Source organism: Brevibacillus choshinensis (assembly GCF_001420695.1).
Lineage (GTDB): Bacteria > Bacillota > Bacilli > Brevibacillales > Brevibacillaceae > Brevibacillus > Brevibacillus choshinensis.
On sequence record NZ_LJJB01000013.1, the window covers coordinates 89,140 to 106,941 of the forward strand.

Here is a 17,802-nt window from a genome sequence, read left to right on the forward strand (position 1 = left end):
TGAGAATGGTAATTCCAATGTACGATGAAAGCCACGTAAACATTCGTATCTTCCTTGTTATTGGATAGTATACCAATAGGTCAACCGAACAGTCAAAACGTTCCGACCTGCTAGAGCGCATTCAGAAAGCGGTTGGACATACCCGATTCATCTGTGTCATACACATAAACGAGCAACTGTCCAAAGGGAGGGGAGGGGCATGTACTGGTTGACAAAAACGGTCGCGATACTGGCTGGTAGCATTCTGGTGGCAGGAGGCGTCAATCTGTTTTTGGTGCCCCATCGCTTGATGGACGGAGGCATGATCGGCCTCGGCCTACTCGCGACTTACTACATGAAATTGCCGCCCGGGCTCGTGATGATTTTCGTCAGTATTCCTGTCTACATCGTTGTGTTTTTTCTTGATCGTCGGCTCTTTTTCCACAGCTTTCACGGGATGCTCATCTCATCCTTTTTCATTGATACATTGTCCGTACTGCGCGGTTGGAACCATTGGACGATAGCGAGTTCTTCTATAACAGGAGGCGTCTTGATCGGAATGGGCATCGGCTTGATGCTTGCCTACGAAACCAATACGGGAGGGACTGATCTGCTTGCCCAATTCCTCGCGAGGAGATTCCGCATGCGCGTCGCTGTGCTCATCCTTTTCATCGACGGATTGATCGTCGCTTGCTCGCTGCAGACCATCGGTGTAGAGAGAACCGTTTTTTCGCTGCTTACTATCATTGCTGTCGCGGCTACCACTCACATGTTCAGTGGGCTGGGGAAGAGGCGACCGCCCTACACCATTTTAGGTCGGCTGGGCTCCTTTCGTGCGAGTGAGCGCGCCGCGTTCAGTCCCATCAGAGCGTCGAACAGACCTATCACAAAATCGATCTTCATGGGCGCAACAAGAAAGGGGGAAGGGAAGGGGGAATTTATGGAGAAAATAAATAGGAAAAGGATGAAATGAGGGACCTGTCTTGTCTGCTAATACTCCTGAAATGATTACGGAACGGGTCGGTTATTTTCCCGGTCACGTGAATATTGGACTCGTGATCGGAAGCAGCGGTGCCATTTTGATCGACTCCGGTTTAGATACCCAAACAGCGAAAAAGTTGAAAAAAGGACTGGACGCCATCGCCCAGCCCTTGTGTGCCATTATTCAAACACACGCTCATGCCGACCACTTCGGTGGCAACGCCTACCTGCTCGGATGCTGGCCGGAAACTCAGGTGTACGCGCCACCTTTAGAAGAAGCAATTATCCGTTATCCGATTCTCGAACCGATCTACCTGAATATGGGTGCAGAACCTCTCTCAGATTTGCGAAACAAGTTTTTGCTAGCCCAAGCTTCTCGGGTGGACCATCTCCTTCCACTGGAGGGTGAAATCGAGATCGATGGCGTACCATTCTCCATCCTTTCTCTGCCGGGACACAGCTGGCAACAGGTAGGCGTCGTGTGTGACGACATCTGCTTTGCGGCCGACAGTTATTTAGGGGAAGAAATATTGGATAAGCACAAATTGCCGTTTCTCGTGGATGCTCATGAGACGATCGCAAGTCTGGAAAAACTACTGGCGTCCAGCTACAAAGGCTATATACCTGGACACGGGCCGTACACCACCTCCTCTCAAGGTGCTGTGACCAAAAACATCGAGCTTCATCACAAAATTTATGCGGTGATCGAGGACTTATTACAGGAAGAAAATACGTTGGAAGAGGCATTAGCTCGCCTATGTGAGCGCTTGCACATTTCCATAGAGAACGCCTCTAGCTTTGTACTATTTCGGACAGCGTTCATGGGATATCTCATCGGCTTGCACAAACAGGAGAGAGTTGGTTATCGTTTTATTCAAAACAGGTGGTTGTGGAAGAAAAATGAGATCGTTGTTCAGGACGGAGCAGAGGGTGCTGAGAGGTAGTCTGCGATTTCAGCCAGCTTGTGCTCGGCTGCTTCACGGACGGCTTTAGGAATGAAAAAGACTTCTTCGGAAGCAGCACTTATGTAAAACTTTGCTTCCAGATAGGGATGCCCCAGCTTGACAGTGAGCTCACCTTTTCCTGTCGTCGTGTGAGTATAGTTCGTAGGAATTCGTAAAAAGTAGGTACTGCTGCTAGCGGAGTCATACATGACGACATCATACGTGGGTGTGGCGTCCCCTCCTGATCGTTGAAAGCCCTGCAGTCTCAACATCTTGTCGACGTAGGAGAGTGGCTGCACGACACCGGTCAGGGTTTTGTTTTTTAACCGCATGAACATCCTCCTCGGCTCAACCTTTAAGTATTCAGGTTTGGTATCATCCTATGTAGGGCATTCACAATTCAGACTTGTAGAAAAAGAAAAGAAGGAGTGGACCAACATGAATCACCATGCTGATTTACATACGCATACAAAAGCATCCGATGGTACGTGCGATCCGGTGGAAAACGTACGCCTCGCCAAAGAAGCCGGACTGACGGCTGTCGCTATTACCGACCATGATACGGTGGCAGGTGTTCCGGCTGCATTGGAAGCCGGAGCGGAATTAGGTCTAGAGGTCATTCCCGGTGTAGAGGTCAGCTCCGTGGGACGGGGACAAGATATTCACGTACTCGGTTACTTTGTTCCGTATGAGGACCCATCCTTTCAAGAACGGTTGGTCGGCCTGCGGGAAACGAGGCATGAACGCAATCAGCTGCTGATCGCTCGGCTACAGGAACTGGGGATTCCCATTACTTTGGAAAACGTGTATCGCCGCAAGCAAGGAACGGACAAGAATATCGGGCGACCCCATATTGCCGAAGAACTGATGGAGCTCGGTGTGGTTGCGTCCATCAATGAGGCGTTCGAGAAATACTTGGGCAAGGAAGGCGCTGCTTACGTCAATCCACCGCGGATCTCGCCACAGGAAGCGATTACCTTGATCAAAGAGGCGGGGGGAGCGGCTGTCTTGGCGCATCCTGGCTTGTATGACGCCGACGATTTGGTGCAGGAGCTGATTGCCTTTGGGCTGGATGGGATCGAAGTGAATCATCCGGACAACAATGCTGAACAGCGCGCCCGTTACACAGCTTGGGCAAATGAACATGGCCTCGTCATGACGGGAGGTTCCGATTTCCACGGCTGGCGCGGGGAAGAGCCGTTTCATGCGATGCTCGGGACGCATACGGCACCGATGGAAGCAGTGGAGAGGCTGCGTCAGGTAGCAGCGAATCGGAAAGGGAAATAGGTTGGTTACGCAGTGAAAGGAAGCCCCCGACTGCCACGTATGAAAACGTGTGGACAGGGGCTTTCGTACGTTCGATCTACACGACACTACTCAATCAGTCACAGCGAGAACAAATGCAAGCCCGAGCCACAGGCAGAGTGGGCTATAGAACCATGTATCGTTTCGGGCAAAATGTGTTTGCCTGACTCGCTTAAAAAATCCAACGTAGCGGAAATCACCCATAGCTCGGAGGCAAAAGACGGCTGCACAAAGGATGCACCCCCATCGGATCAGCCTCTCAGATAGGAGCGCGTACAGGTAACCGCTCTGAGCGAGGAGCAGATAACTGGCAAAGAAAATCAAAAACGCCACACCTACTGTCGCTGCCTTTCCTGGTGAAAAGAGGCGGCGGGAATCATCTTCTCTACGGGGGATGGTAGCCTCCAGTCCCCATTTTCCACCGACTACCCAGTATAGATGGAGCAGGGAAAGGAAGAGTAAAATGGCAGCCGAGGATAAGATAAAGGCGATTTTCATGACATCATCCTCCTGATTATTGCGATTTTCAAAAGATACGCATCCGTATGTTTTGGGTACTGAAAATCCTAGGCAACAGTGTGAAGCCGTTGCAATGGGAAAATCTTCAGGTCCACTTCAATAACATCTCCATCGGATCCTGAATGGGGTAAGGGGTGTCAAGCTCAGAGCGGACCAGCCATCCCACGTACAGGAGATAGGCGAGGTGAGCCCGTGCTTCTGCCTCAGCTGGTGGCGCTCCCTTTTTTTGATAAAGGGTGGCGACATAATGAATTCGCCGCTTCTCAATGGTCGCGATTCGTTGACTGAGAACAGGGTTTTGTTTGGCCCAAGAATACATCGCTGCTTCCACCTTTTTCTCGGTCGCAAAGACAAAGGACAAAAGCTGTTCCAGCGTACTATCCGCATCGTGGGCGTTGATGATTCGCTCTGTCGCATGCTCTTCCCAATAGTCAATCATGGAGTCAAGCAAATCCTGACGATCCTGAAAGTGATGATAAAAGCTTCCCTTGCTAATGTTCATCCGTCGGGCAAGCGCTTCGACTCGAACCCCGTCAATGCCTGTTTCGGCCAATGTTTGGAGGCAAGCCTTGATCCAATCCTCTCGCATATATTGCATGATTCACCTCGAAGATACGGTAGCGTATGTTTTCGTTTCCATCCTATTCCTTTAGGGGACGCGTGTCAAATAAAAAAAGCCCTCGATTCGTTTGAACGAACTCGAGGGCATGTTCATTTTAGGTACTCTGTTGATTAACGCAGCGCTTTTACCATCGCGATATGCTCGATACCCGCTTCATCAAACACGTCACCATGTGGCTCATAGCCGAGCTTTTCATAGAATCGTTGTGCATGTGTCTGCGCATTCAGCTTCAAGGTCTCATAGTTTTGCTTGTGAGCATTTTCTTCCATCGCGAGCATGATCAGACGGCCAAGACCCGTTCCGCGCTCCGTTTTGTTGACCGCGACACGCTCTACCTTGCCAACGCCTGGGGCATAAGGACGCAAGCGGCTAGCGCCTACGGGAGTTTCCCCAGCATACGCGACGAAGTGAGTCGTTCCGCTGTTTGCTTCATCGTGCTCGTCGATTTCCAGATCGGCTGGCACTTCCTGTTCTTCGATAAACACGAGACGGCGCACAGAGAGGGCATCCGCCATTTCTTTTTCAGATTGCACGGTTTGGATCAGATATGTTTTGTTCATGCTGAAGAAACACGTCCTTTAATGGCAAAAGATCCCTCCCTGCCAGGGTGACAGGGAGGGTCGTTGGGTACGCATGTAAGGTTACTTTTTCAGCAGGAAGGTCTGGTAAACGCTCCAGATGCCATCCTCCAGTTGATAGATTAGGTGGAAGCGATCCACTTCAGAAGTCAGATCGATCTTGGCCATGCTCATCTGCCCGGTCAGGTCACGCAGCTCATCGTCCGATAGATCGCGTCCGATGGTCAAATGAGGAACGTAAGCATAAGTTTCCTTTTCGTTCACACATTGGTTGGCGATCTTTTGATGCAGCTGAGTGAAGGGCTCTTTATTTTGTAAAGCCAGGTAGATCACATTGGTGGTCGGATGGAAAGACGATACCCGATGAAATTGAGCCGTAAAGCTCTCAGTAGAGGAGGCGACTTGCTCCAGGTGACTTACCAGTTCTGGCAAGTTGGTCTCATCTAGTTCAAAGCCTTCTTTCAACCGGATATACGGAGGGATCAGGGCATATGCCGAGTCGTAACGCTTCCGGTAAGAGTTGGCGACCTCTTGCACCTTGCTGGACGGGAATACTACGATACTGTACATCATGAGAACCACTCCTCCTTCACTATCAAACAAGTATCTTTATTTATATGGTTATCTTGCTATTTTAACAGAAAATTCTTCATTTGTGTAATGTTATGCGTGGGTCTGTATATTCCTCCTGCCACAGGAAAGACTGTGTAGTGCAGGGAGGTGCCGTACAACATGTATATGGCCATGATGATCACATTTATTTTTCTAGTCCTGCTTTTACTGTCTGTGCTGACCTTTACCATCCTCTCAGCCATCCGCAGAGTGGAGTTTGAAGAGGCGCTGGTTACACCAGTGAAGGACGAAGGTCCGCAAGAAGAACAGCCACGGTAAGTTTACCCAAACAGCGAACGCAGCATACGCGGTAAATTCGCTTGCCAGTGGCCCCACGTATGGTCACCCTCAAAGGTCTCGTAGACCAGGGTGGCCATTTTCGTTTGCAAAATGTCACGCAGCTCCTCGTTTGCAGCTACGAGATCCAGTGGCCCGCGAGCGGAGGTAACAGCCGTTTCTTCTGTGCCAATCTCCAGATAGATCGTGTAAGGTACTTCAAATGCTGTATCTGCTACCCGACGATTCAGCTGTGCATCCATCGCAATCGATTGGCAAGCGATCTGCCCAAAGGTGTGGGGATACGCGAAGGCGGTAAACAAGGAAACCACGCCGCCCAAAGATTCACCGATCAGCGTCCGTGCATTGCCCAGTGTCTCCGTCGAGTAATGCGAATCGATATAGCTCACGACCTCATCCGCCAGAAAACGCCGGTAAGCGAGATGCTCGCTACCATCCGGGTGGTAACGGTCTTGACGCTTTTTCTTGTCCACGGGAAGGAAGACGGCCACCAGGTCAGGCAGTTCTTTTTCCCCGATCATGCGATCCAACAGCGTAGCCATCCGGCCCATCGCCAGGTAGTCATCTCCATCCTGTATGTATAGGACGGGATAGGAATAGAGCGGAGAATAGCGCTCCGGGGTATAGACGATCAGCTTTTCCGGCGTTCCCAAATGCCGGCTGTCCAAGATGATTTCCTCAAGAGCCACAAGCTTGTCCTCCTTATGGGATGTTCTGGTGAATATTATACAGGAGAGGACGTGCTTGGACGAGAGTCGTGTGTGGGAAGTGAGATATTTAGTAAACGTGATTGGGGAAAGGTAAACAAAGGCATCATTTTTTTCTTCTAGTCCACCAGGCTTGGCTCCACTTTACTTAAAACTTTTCCACTCCGAGTGAAACATTGTCGCAATTTTGTCACCATATGATACTATGGTAGAAAACGACTTCACTCGATTTGCGGAAGGGGTTGTCTCTATATGAAGAAGCAAGTGCACAGCATCGAAGTCAGAAACGCCGCCCTCAAACGCCTGGCAGAACGAGGAGTAACGGTGGAGGACATTGCAGAAATCGTGTATCTCATGCAATCGCCTTACCATCCTGACCTGACGTTGGCACCATGTATCGAGAGCGTGAAAGCAGTACTGGAAAAAAGGGAAATGCAACACGCCATCCTAGTTGGCGTTGAGTTGGATACGTTAGCGGAGAAAGGCTTGCTGTCCGAGCCGCTCCAGTCGATTATTGCATCAGATGAAGGCCTGTTTGGCTGCGACGAGACATTGGCGCTCGGCTCTGTTTTTGGTTATGGAAGCATCGCGGTGACTACCTTTGGGCATTTGGATAAGCACAAGGTAGGGGTCATCAAGCGTCTGGATACCAAATCTGCGGAGGGGCGTGTTCATACCTTCCTGGATGATCTCGTAGCGAGCGTGGCTGCTAATGCGTCAAGTCGGATGGCTCACCGGATGCGGGATGAGCAGGAGGCCGAGGCGGCGCGGGTGGAAGCGCTCGGTGTGGAGCTGAAGGTCGTCGAAGAGAAGGATGGAGATGGGACCGAGCAGGCTGGGTAAGGTGCTCGGTATAATGTTTGAATAGATGAGGATCATGGAGCCATTCTCTGCTCGAGGGAGAGTTGTTGTGGTTGTTGTTGCAATTGGCTACACGCTGCAACTTTCGTAGATTAGGCTGAGCAGAGAATGGCTTTCTCATGTGAGGGTTGTTGCGTGGATAGATCGGGTGCGCAATGAATAGCCTCGCATTTCTAACGTTCGTCTTGGATTCGTTTCGGGAGAGTTCCTGTCTAGGTGAAAAAGAGGGGAAAATCCTGCATAAAATGAATCCCGGACATGTATTTTTTGGTGACCTTTTGGTGGGAGTGAAAAAATTTACTAGAAAATATGTTTTTCCTCTTGAATTTCGTTTTGTCATGCTGTATAGTAATAAATGTGATCGACGTCCGGTGCGATTGGGGCCCTTAGCTCAGTTGGTCAGAGCGGTCGGCTCATAACCGATTGGTCGTAGGTTCGAGTCCTACAGGGCCCACCATTAAACGAGTACATTGATGTTTAAGATCACATACATATCCCATGATCCGGTAGCTCAGTTGGGAGAGCACCATCTTGACAGGGTGGGGGTCGCTGGTTCGAACCCAGTCCGGATCACCATATTTTTAAATTAAGCTCCTTGATAATTCAAGGAGCTTTTTGATATTTTTTTGAGGTGTAAATTTTGGAAAAGGGGTGGAATCTGTGCTGATATAACTAATATTATAAGAACTAAGTGTATTGAGGCGTTCAAACGTGTGGGTATTAAAGTAATTTACATAATATATATTCTGGAATGGCAAAACGAGAGTTATAGAGTCGGTCCGATAATTATTGGTGCGTCCGGTGGAGTTATGGGTTGCGTCCATAGTAGTTATGTTAGTCATTTTTAGTTCAAAATAAACTGCATGTTAACTTGCTTTAAATATGAGAATTCAATACGACGTAGTTATTAAGGCTGTAAGTAGGCATGAAGAAGGAGTTCAATTTCTAAATGAAGTAAGGTTTAGGAGCGAAATAACGACTATTTTTTGATTATTGCTATTGTAATTAGTCTATAAAAGAATTCCAACAAATAAATAGGGTAACCTAGTTCTAAGTTGCTTTTTTATTACCATATTTATTCCACACAATAGATCTGTTTCTAAAAATCAAAGTCGAATTTTGTCGTTAAATAGTAGATGTTGGAACAGGCAAGTTAGATTATTCTTATAATAATATAGTTTTTTTGTACCAAAATATTTTGGGACTTAAGATGTGGCATTGAATAAAGGAGAGTAGATTTAATGACAGAGGCATTAGCACAGCTACCAAATACTCAATTAAGTAAAACTATCGGTAGTCTTGCACTCTTAAAAACAACATGGGAAGTAAGACAGACGGATTATATTGATAATTTTGTTCCGTTTCTTGCGACTTTAATTAAAAAGCAAAAATACTTGAGTATTAATGTCAATAAGGTCTGTGATGACTTTAAAAACGAATTTGGCCTCATAATTCCTTATCATCCAATGATAGGTTTAATAAATCGAGCACAAAAAAAGGGACTTATAAAAAGAGGGGCAGATTCATACGAACCAGTATGGGAAAAAATAGAGAGTATTCAATTTGAACCGGATGTGCACGATCAATTAAGAAAAATAGAATATATAATTGACGAAATGATTTCTTTTAACCATAGGGTGTTTGCAGCGCAAACGTCAAGAGAAGAAGCAGAAAGTAATATATTATCTTTCTTAAAAGAATATGATGTTGATATTATCTACGACATTGAAAACAATGTATTTCCGAACGTAACCATTGCCTCAAAAAACAGATTCTTTACTTATCGATTTATACAAAACGCTTACAAGAGCAACCCTAAAATATTTGAATACATAATGGATCTTGCGATTGGGTCAGTATTAGCAAACTCAATATTAAATAATGACATAGTTAACATGAGTGGAAAGTTAAGCGGGATTAATCTATATTTTGATACTAGGTTTATCCTTAGATTATTAGGTACTGAAGGCGAAGAAAGAAGTGAATCATACCAAGAATTCTTAAAGTTACTTAGTGAAGAAGATGCTAAACTTTACATTTTCAATCATACATATGATGAGATTATAGGAATTCTTAAAGATTCCAAACGTAGAATCAGAAATACTAAAACAGACTATTCACAAGCTAGTCCGGTACTTTTATATTTTATTCAAAAAGAATTCAACGAATCTGATATCGATAGATTTATTACTAAGGTCGAACTAGTAATTAGCGCAAACAATATAAGCATCCAAAACGCTCCTGAACCTGAAGAACTTAAGCTGTTCCAAATAGATTATGATAAATTATTAAAAACAATCGTTGGGAGATATAAGCGAAGGAATCCCTCATATAATGAGAAGGAAAAAGAAGATGCTCTATTAAAAGACGTTAAGTCAATAGAAGCAATATATAAATTTAGAAAAGGAAAAAATCCGAAAGCTATTAATGATAGTGTGAGTATTTTTATTACAACAAATACAGCTTTAGCACAAGCAGTTAAATCTTTTGGTTTATCTGAGAACGTACATTATCGTATACCAGCATGTATTACAGATGTATTACTAGGTACTATATTATGGTTACAATCCCCAACTCAAGTAACAAAAATAAATGAGAAGAAAATAATTGCTGATTGCATTGCAGCTTTACAACCAAATGAGCAATTATTAAGGAGATTTCTCTTAGAAGTAGATAAGTTACAGCAAGAGAAAATGATTGATGAGCGAGAGGTATTTACTATTACGTTCATATAGAGGTGCATTAGATGCTTTAGAGGAGAAAACTTTCGGAGATATAAACAACTTTACTGACCAGACAGCTGAAGAAATACTACAAGAAATTAAAGATGAAATTCATGGTCAGGCAGTCGAGATGTTTGAAATGGAGAAAGAACAATTAGTAACTAAACTAGATGGTTATGAAAGAAATATACATGAATTAGAGAAAAAAAATGATATATCTGAACAAGAAATACGATCTACTCATAGTAATTTAGATAAGATATCTAATAATGTTGCTACTGTGTTAAGTTCGCTGATATATGTTCTACTAATTTTCGTCATAGCAATTGGTACGTGGGCTCAATTTAAATCTAGTTTTCTAGAGCAAAGCATTTATCTCAGAGTCGGTTCAATATTATTGACACTTATTTTAGGGGCACTTAGTGTTTACTCAGGTTTTAATATTAAAAACACTCGATTTAAAACTAAGGAGTATATAAGAAATAATGTCTATAACTTTTTAACAGGAAAAAGGTGAATCCCATAGATACACAAGTCCCGATAATGTTTATTATCGGGTTCTTTGTTCAGTTAAAAGACACACAGATTGAATTAAATTATCTTATGAAAATATCGTCGAGCGATCCTAATATTGTAAAAGGAATAAACCAGTGAAAGTGAAAAGAAACCCATAAGATGACCGCCCAGCTTCAGATCTAGGATATTTCAATAATCATTGTTCCGTCATGGAGAGTTAGAGATGGGTCCCTAGTAAGTGTGTTAGTCTTAATTAGTAGAATAACAAATTTGGTATTATTATGGATTTAATGTAATCAACCGATCGTTTATTAAACAACTATGCAAAGAATGCTTTCCCGAAAGCATCTGCAGCATCTCGCTGCATATTAGGGAATAGGTGACTATACGTATCTAAGGTCATTCGTGTGTTTGCATGTCCTAAACGCTCAGCAACGATTTTGGGATGTACTCCTTGTAGGAGTAAAAGAGTGGCATGGGTATGCCTTAAGTCATGAAAGCGAATATCTGGCAAATTAGCTTTTTCAATTATGATTTTGAATTGTCGATTAAGATTACGAGGATTTATCGGGGTTCTTTCTTTTGACTGTACAACTAGACAATCGGGGGCATCTTTCCAAAGATTTAATTCTTCCATTACTTTCGTTGGCAATGAAATGGTTCTACGACCAGTTTTTGTTTTGGGGGCAGAGTTAAATTGTTTACCATCATGACTTAATGTCTGCACAATGGAAATATTCCTATTATTAAAATCGACATCTTTCCAACGTAAGCCAAGTATTTCACCTTGTCTCGCTCCACATGTTAAAGCAAGTAAGAAAGCAAGATAGTAACTGTATCCTACCGCAGCAGACAAAAATCTCCTCGCTTGTTGAGTATCCCATACTTTTATTTCATTCTTTTCTTCCCTAGGAGCATCCAACATGTTAGCCACATTACGATCTAATAGTTCCCATCGTACAGCTTTATTCAAGGCTGCCTTAATGAGAGTATGGATCTTTCTTCGATTTATACTTGACATTTTATCTTCAGCAGCTAGTTTATTGTAGAAATTCTGCAATGAAAAAGGCTTTAACTTTCCTAAAGGAATATGTCCAAGAGCCGGAATAATATGCTTTTGTATAGCCCACGTATAATAACTCAGTGTTGAAGGGCGGACTCGCAATTTCTTATCTATCAAAAATTGCTCCATAAATTCTCCGAATGGCATTTGAGAGTACTCGTTGTAGTAACCATTCTTAACTAATACTAGTAATTCGTTTCCAGCCTGGAGTGCTTCTCGTTTTGTTCGAAACCCACCTTTGGATTTTGTTATCCGTTTTCCTTCGGGCGTTTTACCTATAGTAATACGGTAATACCACGTGTTTCCCCGTTTTATTACATAAGGTTTTTGCATTATCAATCGCTCCTCTACCTAATCTTATACAGCACTGCAGTATTTGGTAAAATGGTAACAATATCCTCTGAATAAGTGGAGAGCATATTCAAACAAACAAGATTGGTATATTCAAATCAAACACTTCAATAGATGGGGGCGAAATTCTGTGGGAAGATATGGAGAGGCTGCAACGAACGCAGTGAATTTCTTACACGATAATATTGCTTCAACGCCTTTGAAAGCATGGGAAATGGCTACGATAAAAATATTCGGAGAGGGGACATGGGGTCAGGTTAAAGGGTGTCCTAGAAGTTCATTCTTAGGTCTTAGTGAAGAGGGATTGATAAAAGGAGTCCCTAAAGGACATTATACTAAATCGCAAAAGATTAAAAAGTGTGTAATTAAAGCAGTTGAATTAATTAAAAACAATTCTGAGCTAGCTGATAACCAATCCAACTTATGGAAACAAGTTGTAGAAGGAAGAAACATTTCACATAATTTTCAGATGGATAAAGTAATCTCTCTCTTGAAAAGCAAATTCATTGACCTTTAATTTTAAGGATCTAAATTGACCAGGGGTAACGAAAAAGTTCCGATAATCATTGTTATCGGAACTTTTAAGACATAGGACATAAAATGCCATTTCCTGCAATGGGAAAATACTGGTATAATCCAAGTGAAACTGGAGGAGTAATCAACACTATAATATCTTTATCGATTATTCAACTAATAGATTTTGATTTTTGGAAATTATTTACAAAATGAGCAATGATAATTTTTGGGGATTAGATCACTTCTTGATAATACTCATTAAAAAAAGATCTTTCTTATTATTGACAGTAAATGTAGAAAGGATGCGAAGTAGTGATTCCCCCTAAAACATTTATTTCGTATTGTTGGACAAGCGAAGATCATAAATACTGGGTGTTAAATCTTGCTAAAAGGCTAAAATCAGATGGTATTGATGTATCTATTGACATCTGGCATCTAAAGCCGGGTCAAGATATTTATCATTTCATGGAAAAAAACGCAATGTCTTCTGATATAGATCGAATAATCGTAATTTGTGATCGGGGTTACTATTTAAAAGCAGAAAAGAGGATTGGAGGAGTAGGTACTGAAACCCAGATAATTTCTCCAGATGTTTATAATAATGTTAATCAGGAAAAGGTAATTCCGGTTGTTGTGGAAAAAAATGAACAGGGTATTCCCTATATCCCATCTTATATGAAATCTAGATTATATATTGATCTTTCCACAAGAGATAAATATGAAAGCGGGTATCGTAATCTAGTCAGGCATATATTAGGTGTTCCGGAGGAGCCGGAACCAGAACTAGGCAATTTCCCTTCATGGTTACAGGAAAACATTAAGGAAGATGGGCAGAATGTTAATGATAAAAAAAGACAAGAGATTGAGATAGAAATTATTGATTCTAATAAAAACATAAAATTATTACCTGAAACTGAATCAATGCTAGATCGTTTCCTACTGGTGTTTAATGCTCATGGAATAAATATTAATGAGATTCCTTTTTTACTCCCTAAGGAATTTGGAATTACATTACAAAATTTTATTACTAAAAATAGTATTATCTCTATTCTTACTAATGACCTAATTGAATGGACAGCAAAAACCTTTAATGTGAAAAAATCCTGGATTCTAGGAACTACAGATATACTTTCTAGTTACCCTTATGAGTTATTTGGATACTATAAAAGGATTAATAGATTTATTGCTCGTTTAATCGATCTTCGGAATAGCTCGGTGAAAGATCTTGAAGTTAATTTCATTAAAGTAGGATCAGATGAACTTATCGCTAACGAAGATCGAAAGGGAGAAGTGCTACTAACATTATCCTATAACAGAACTATTGGTACTAATAAAATCGCTGATATATTTGAACCTACCCATGATATCTGGTATTGGGGATATTGGCGCTCAAGATTTCAAATTAAGTCAATAATTTATATTTGTGAAAAATGTTCAGTTATTACTAACGGTTATGAAATCTCAAAATCAGAAGTTGAAAACTATAGAAAAGGCTTTCCATCAGATTTTCATACGAAATTTAACAGCATCAAATGGTATCCAGAAGATTATGTAACCAATCCTAAAAATCAAATTAGTAAGGACTCAGAAGAGTACCCACTTGTTATTAATTATATTAATGAACAAGGTTATATGGATTGCTTGAATGAGATCCTTAATCAGCACAAATCTAATTAAATTCCAAAGTTGTGTTTAGTTTACAAATACAACTATATATCCTAAGGGTTCGTCGACTTACTACATGACTGTACAATAATAACCCAAATTCTGCATCAAAAACTTAAAGAGGGATTTTAAAGATTAGAAGGCTAAACCATTTTTAGATTTAACATCATTAAATCCAGAATGCTGGATATATACTTTTTACTAAGGATTGGTTGGAATGGAAAAGGTCAGTTGGCGGGAAGTTTCGCTCGGAAAACTTGTCGCGATGGGAGCGAACGCTGGAAGACGCTGGTACATGGATGTCGGAGGAGAGCAGCGAATTATCAGCTACCGAAGCTCGTCAGAGGATCCGATGCTCGTAGCCGACGATCAGCGTCTTGAACGCTTAAGGGAACGAGGAGTACATGCTCTATCCGAAAGGGACCATTCTCGTTTCCTTGGGTAGATATTCGCGCGGCGTCGGCATGCTGAAGGAAGTTGCACTTGCAGAGGTAAAAATCTGCGGTTTACGGGCCAATGTAAACGACGTGCTACCAGAGTATTTGTTTCATGTGCTGCGGTGGTATCGAATGAAGCAGGAGGACCGCTGGAGTCAGCGGCAGCTGAAGAGCTTGCCGATCCCGCTGCCGCCGTTAGTTGTTTAGCGCGATATCATCGAATTTGTATCAAAGCTGAGGGAGATCCAGGATCGTCGCAAGCGGCTGATCGCCAAGGTCTTGGATTATATCAAGGCCCAGTACGAGACGATCATTGTGAAAGGGTCCACGTATCAATTCCGAAGCACACTAAGCCGTTGGATCGCATGCGTCGAGGTAGGTCGTCAGCTTCCCGCACATTCCCTCCATGAAGGCACGTGGTATTGGAAGGGAAGGCCTGATCCATTCTTCAAAAGGCCGCAATTTACGAAGGTAGGATACAATGACAATGAATGGTTAACCCAGTATTCTGCAGTGATTGCCCTGCCAGGCGATATTTTGTGGTATCGGTACGAAAACGAGTATACCGAAGGAGCGGTGATCGTCCATCGATGAGAACGACCCGTCGTCATCTCGAACGACTGGATCAAGATCACGCCGTTACCGGGCGTTCCCTCGGAGTTCTTAGCGGCGTACATCAAGGCAAATTACCAACACGCCGGAGCATTGTTCCAATACCGGGATCGAAGACACATTGCTGATATCATCTAAGTAAGACGGTTACCTTTTTGGCGGTGGATAACCGCTTTTTTCTTTTTGATATATTGATAATTGTGCATGTGGCCATGGAAAATTGAGACTTGTGTGAGCTGGAGACAGCAGAGATGTCCTAGTTAAAATAAAAGTTAACTAATAATCTAACCATATGGAAAAAGAACGGACAACTGGCCCCAAATAAACCGTCACTCATTCTTTTAGGGCTGTGTGAATCACCTGTTCTTGAACAAACTTCGCACAGCGGAGGAATGAACCTCCGCTCAAGCCTTATGTCTATCTTAGCTTATGAACAAAGAAACCTAACAGTTTCTCCAAAAATGATAAACGGCATTAGATCTATAATCACTTTTATCGTATTCCTTCTTAAATTTAAGAGGAAATTAGCCCTCATATCTAAAATGTGTTTAAAAATGAATAGTAAGTGAGGCAAAAGTATGGGAGATATCAAACTCTTTCGGATTAATAGCAGCCAAGTGAAGGAACTTCAAGGACATTCAGTAGCAATTGAAAAATCATTGCAAACACTTATTGAAAGACATCTTGAATCATTTCTTGGCGTGAGATTTTTGGCTACAGAATATTCAACAGGGAAAACACATGCAGGGAGGATAGATACACTTGGTATAGATGAGAATAACTTTCCTGTAATTATTGAATATAAGCGATCATTAAATCAAAATGTAATTAATCAAGGATTGTATTATTTAGATTGGTTACTAGACCATAAAGCAGAGTTTACGTTACACGCCATGAAGAAGTTTGGGAAGGAAATTGAAAATCAAATTGATTGGACTAGTCCTCGGTTAATTTGCATTGCGGGAGATTTTACTAAGTTCGATGAGCATGCAATTCAACAGATAAATAGAAACATACAGTTAATCAGATATAAAAAATATGAAGAGGATTTATTTCTATTTGAACTAGTTAACGCTACTTCAATACAACCTATTACGGATGTAACTCCTACATTACAAGGGGTAATAAAAAATCAATATAAAACTGTTACCGAATATTTATCACAGGCTAACAAGGAATTAAGTGACCGATATGAAGCATTAAAAGCATTTTTGTTAGCTTTAGGTGATGACGTTCAAATTAATGTTCTAAAAAACTATTTTGCTTTTAAAAGAATAAAGAACTTTGCATGCGTTGAGGTACATCCACAAACCGAGAAAATTTTGGTTTACGTCAAAGTTGATCCAGATTCAATTACTTTAGAAGATGGCTTCACTAGAGATGTTAGAAACATAGGTCATTTCGGAACAGGGAGCCTTGAAATCAAAATCGGATCTGATAATGACCTTGTGAGAGCGAAACAATTGTTAATAGAAAGTTATGAGTTAAGCTAGCATCCTGAATTACATAATTGACATTATAGGTACTATATGCTCAGATTGGGGACTGAGAATAATTGAACCCATCCATTTTTTAAAATTTAATGCTTTATAAATCCCGTCACTATGTTAAACTACTAAACTATTTAAAATTTGAAGTTATTCCGGGGGTTTTTATAAATTTATTAATTTTTAGTAAGTTTACCTAAAAAAGAAAATTTCAAATCACGAGCAAAGATTAAAAGTTGGAACAATAGTATTAATTTGATAATATCCCCATAGAAACACAATGTAATTGTGTTTCATTGATAGAATCGGGCGAATCCGCGTCATTACTGGCTTTTCTCTCAATTTCGCCACAAGCGATAAATTTCATAGACCTTGAAAGCAACATATCGTAAAATTAGATGTGGATATGTTTCATACATAAAGAGAGATTCGACGGAAGGAGATTCGCCCGAAAAATGGAATTCGTTCAACCGATTCGCGATAAGAAAAAGATCGAAGCGATGAAGAGAGTCCTGCGATCGAATTTAAGAGATCACTGTTTATTTGTTTTAGGGATTAATTCCGGACTCCGGATATCGGATCTATTAGATCTCAAAATATCGGACGTGATTGATCCTCGAGGGAAGGTAAAAGATAGGATCGATATCCGTGAGGAAAAGACCGGAAAGTCGAAAAATTTTCCGATCGGTGATAATGCTAAGAAATCGATTCGGGAATATTTGTTGACTCGGAATTATTCTCTCGATCAACCTCTCTTTATTTCTCGTAAAGGGGATAATCAACCGATCAACCGGGTTCAGGCTTATAAAATTTTGAATGCTGCAGCCGAAATGGTGGGTATTGAAGAAAAGATCGGGACCCATTCTATGAGAAAGACCTTTGGCTATCATGCCTATCAAGATGGAAGATCAATCGAATTGATCCAAAAAATATTAAATCATACATCTCCCTCTGTAACCCTCCGGTATATCGGGATCACACAAGACGAGATGGACGATGTTTATCTATCGATCAATTTATAATTGAA

20 protein-coding genes and 2 tRNA genes are annotated in these 17,802 nt (G+C 41.9%); 15 read left to right on the forward strand and 7 right to left on the reverse strand.

Annotation, left to right across the window (positions count from 1 at the left end):
* Positions 1-199: 199 nt before the first annotated feature.
* Both AN963_RS20645 and AN963_RS20650 read left to right on the forward strand, forming a co-directional pair.
* On the forward strand, positions 200-952 hold the full coding sequence (locus tag AN963_RS20645; protein WP_055746456.1) for a YitT family protein: 753 nt from the start codon (positions 200-202) through the stop codon (positions 950-952).
* Between the two features lie 31 nt (positions 953-983).
* On the forward strand, positions 984-1,904 hold the full coding sequence (locus AN963_RS20650) for an MBL fold metallo-hydrolase (protein ID WP_055747808.1): 921 nt from the start codon (positions 984-986) through the stop codon (positions 1,902-1,904).
* On the opposite strand, the gene AN963_RS20655 is transcribed toward AN963_RS20650, so the two are convergent.
* Positions 1,874-2,236 carry a hypothetical protein gene (locus AN963_RS20655; RefSeq protein WP_055746457.1) on the reverse strand — a complete coding sequence of 121 codons (363 nt, stop codon included), beginning with the start codon at positions 2,234-2,236 and terminating at the stop codon, positions 1,874-1,876. The two genes, AN963_RS20650 and AN963_RS20655, sit on opposite strands and share 31 nt — an antisense overlap.
* 106 nt (positions 2,237-2,342) lie before the next feature.
* Between AN963_RS20655 and AN963_RS20660 the strand changes: the two genes are divergently transcribed.
* On the forward strand, positions 2,343-3,191 hold the full coding sequence (locus tag AN963_RS20660) for a PHP domain-containing protein (protein ID WP_055746458.1): 849 nt from the start codon (positions 2,343-2,345) through the stop codon (positions 3,189-3,191).
* Positions 3,192-3,281: 90 nt separating this feature from the next.
* On the opposite strand, the gene AN963_RS20665 is transcribed toward AN963_RS20660, so the two are convergent.
* From AN963_RS20665 to AN963_RS20680, 4 genes are all read right to left on the reverse strand, one after another.
* Entirely contained in the window at positions 3,282-3,707 is a 426-nt protein-coding gene (locus tag AN963_RS20665; protein ID WP_055746459.1) for a DUF3995 domain-containing protein, read from the reverse strand.
* A gap of 106 nt (positions 3,708-3,813) precedes the next feature.
* Complete coding sequence (locus AN963_RS20670; protein WP_055746460.1) at positions 3,814-4,326, reverse strand: TetR/AcrR family transcriptional regulator; 513 nt, start codon at positions 4,324-4,326, stop codon at positions 3,814-3,816.
* Between the two features lie 134 nt (positions 4,327-4,460).
* Positions 4,461-4,910: a GNAT family N-acetyltransferase gene (locus AN963_RS20675; RefSeq protein ID WP_055746461.1), complete on the reverse strand. Its 450-nt coding sequence runs from the start codon at positions 4,908-4,910 to the stop codon at positions 4,461-4,463.
* A gap of 81 nt (positions 4,911-4,991) precedes the next feature.
* The gene (locus AN963_RS20680) at positions 4,992-5,501 is read right to left on the reverse strand and encodes a YjcG family protein (RefSeq protein ID WP_055746462.1); all 510 of its coding nucleotides are present in this window, start codon (positions 5,499-5,501) and stop codon (positions 4,992-4,994) included.
* Between the two features lie 159 nt (positions 5,502-5,660).
* Between AN963_RS20680 and AN963_RS31575 the strand changes: the two genes are divergently transcribed.
* Positions 5,661-5,819, forward strand: a complete 159-nt coding sequence (locus tag AN963_RS31575) for a hypothetical protein (protein WP_169791937.1) — start codon at positions 5,661-5,663, stop codon at positions 5,817-5,819.
* A 2-nt stretch (positions 5,820-5,821) separates the two neighbouring features.
* On the opposite strand, the gene AN963_RS20685 is transcribed toward AN963_RS31575, so the two are convergent.
* Entirely contained in the window at positions 5,822-6,526 is a 705-nt protein-coding gene (locus AN963_RS20685; protein ID WP_055746463.1) for an alpha/beta hydrolase, read from the reverse strand.
* A gap of 270 nt (positions 6,527-6,796) precedes the next feature.
* Between AN963_RS20685 and AN963_RS20690 the strand changes: the two genes are divergently transcribed.
* From AN963_RS20690 to AN963_RS20710, 5 genes are all read left to right on the forward strand, one after another.
* Positions 6,797-7,387, forward strand: coding sequence for a phosphatidylglycerophosphatase A family protein (locus AN963_RS20690; RefSeq protein ID WP_055746464.1), 591 nt, complete (start codon positions 6,797-6,799; stop codon positions 7,385-7,387).
* A 398-nt stretch (positions 7,388-7,785) separates the two neighbouring features.
* Positions 7,786-7,862, forward strand: a tRNA-Ile gene (locus AN963_RS20695).
* 43 nt (positions 7,863-7,905) lie between these two features.
* Positions 7,906-7,981, forward strand: a tRNA-Val gene (locus AN963_RS20700).
* Between the two features lie 665 nt (positions 7,982-8,646).
* Positions 8,647-10,140: a hypothetical protein gene (locus AN963_RS20705; RefSeq protein WP_055746465.1), complete on the forward strand. Its 1,494-nt coding sequence runs from the start codon at positions 8,647-8,649 to the stop codon at positions 10,138-10,140.
* Complete coding sequence (locus AN963_RS20710; RefSeq protein WP_055746466.1) at positions 10,106-10,645, forward strand: hypothetical protein; 540 nt, start codon at positions 10,106-10,108, stop codon at positions 10,643-10,645. The genes AN963_RS20705 and AN963_RS20710 overlap by 35 nt, the downstream gene beginning before the upstream one ends.
* A gap of 318 nt (positions 10,646-10,963) precedes the next feature.
* Here AN963_RS20710 and AN963_RS20715 read toward each other — a convergent pair whose 3' ends face one another.
* Entirely contained in the window at positions 10,964-12,040 is a 1,077-nt protein-coding gene (locus AN963_RS20715) for a site-specific integrase (protein ID WP_055746467.1), read from the reverse strand.
* Between the two features lie 148 nt (positions 12,041-12,188).
* On the opposite strand from AN963_RS20715, the gene AN963_RS20720 reads away from it, so the two are divergent.
* The 6 genes from AN963_RS20720 (at position 12,189) to AN963_RS20745 (ending at position 17,797) form a co-directional block, all read left to right on the forward strand.
* Positions 12,189-12,575 (forward strand): DUF6979 family protein, encoded by a 387-nt coding sequence (locus tag AN963_RS20720; RefSeq protein WP_055746468.1) that lies wholly within the window; start codon positions 12,189-12,191, stop codon positions 12,573-12,575.
* 311 nt (positions 12,576-12,886) lie between these two features.
* Entirely contained in the window at positions 12,887-14,251 is a 1,365-nt protein-coding gene (locus AN963_RS20725) for a toll/interleukin-1 receptor domain-containing protein (protein ID WP_055746469.1), read from the forward strand.
* A 392-nt stretch (positions 14,252-14,643) separates the two neighbouring features.
* Positions 14,644-14,883, forward strand: a complete 240-nt coding sequence (locus tag AN963_RS20730; protein ID WP_055746470.1) for a restriction endonuclease subunit S domain-containing protein — start codon at positions 14,644-14,646, stop codon at positions 14,881-14,883.
* Between the two features lie 72 nt (positions 14,884-14,955).
* Positions 14,956-15,270 carry a hypothetical protein gene (locus tag AN963_RS20735; protein ID WP_161827297.1) on the forward strand — a complete coding sequence of 105 codons (315 nt, stop codon included), beginning with the start codon at positions 14,956-14,958 and terminating at the stop codon, positions 15,268-15,270.
* Between the two features lie 596 nt (positions 15,271-15,866).
* A complete protein-coding gene (locus AN963_RS20740; RefSeq protein WP_055746472.1) occupies positions 15,867-16,781 on the forward strand; it encodes a DUF5655 domain-containing protein in 915 nt (304 codons plus the stop codon).
* Positions 16,782-17,230: 449 nt separating this feature from the next.
* On the forward strand, positions 17,231-17,797 hold the full coding sequence (locus AN963_RS20745) for a site-specific integrase (RefSeq protein WP_055746473.1): 567 nt from the start codon (positions 17,231-17,233) through the stop codon (positions 17,795-17,797).
* Positions 17,798-17,802 lie beyond the last annotated feature (5 nt).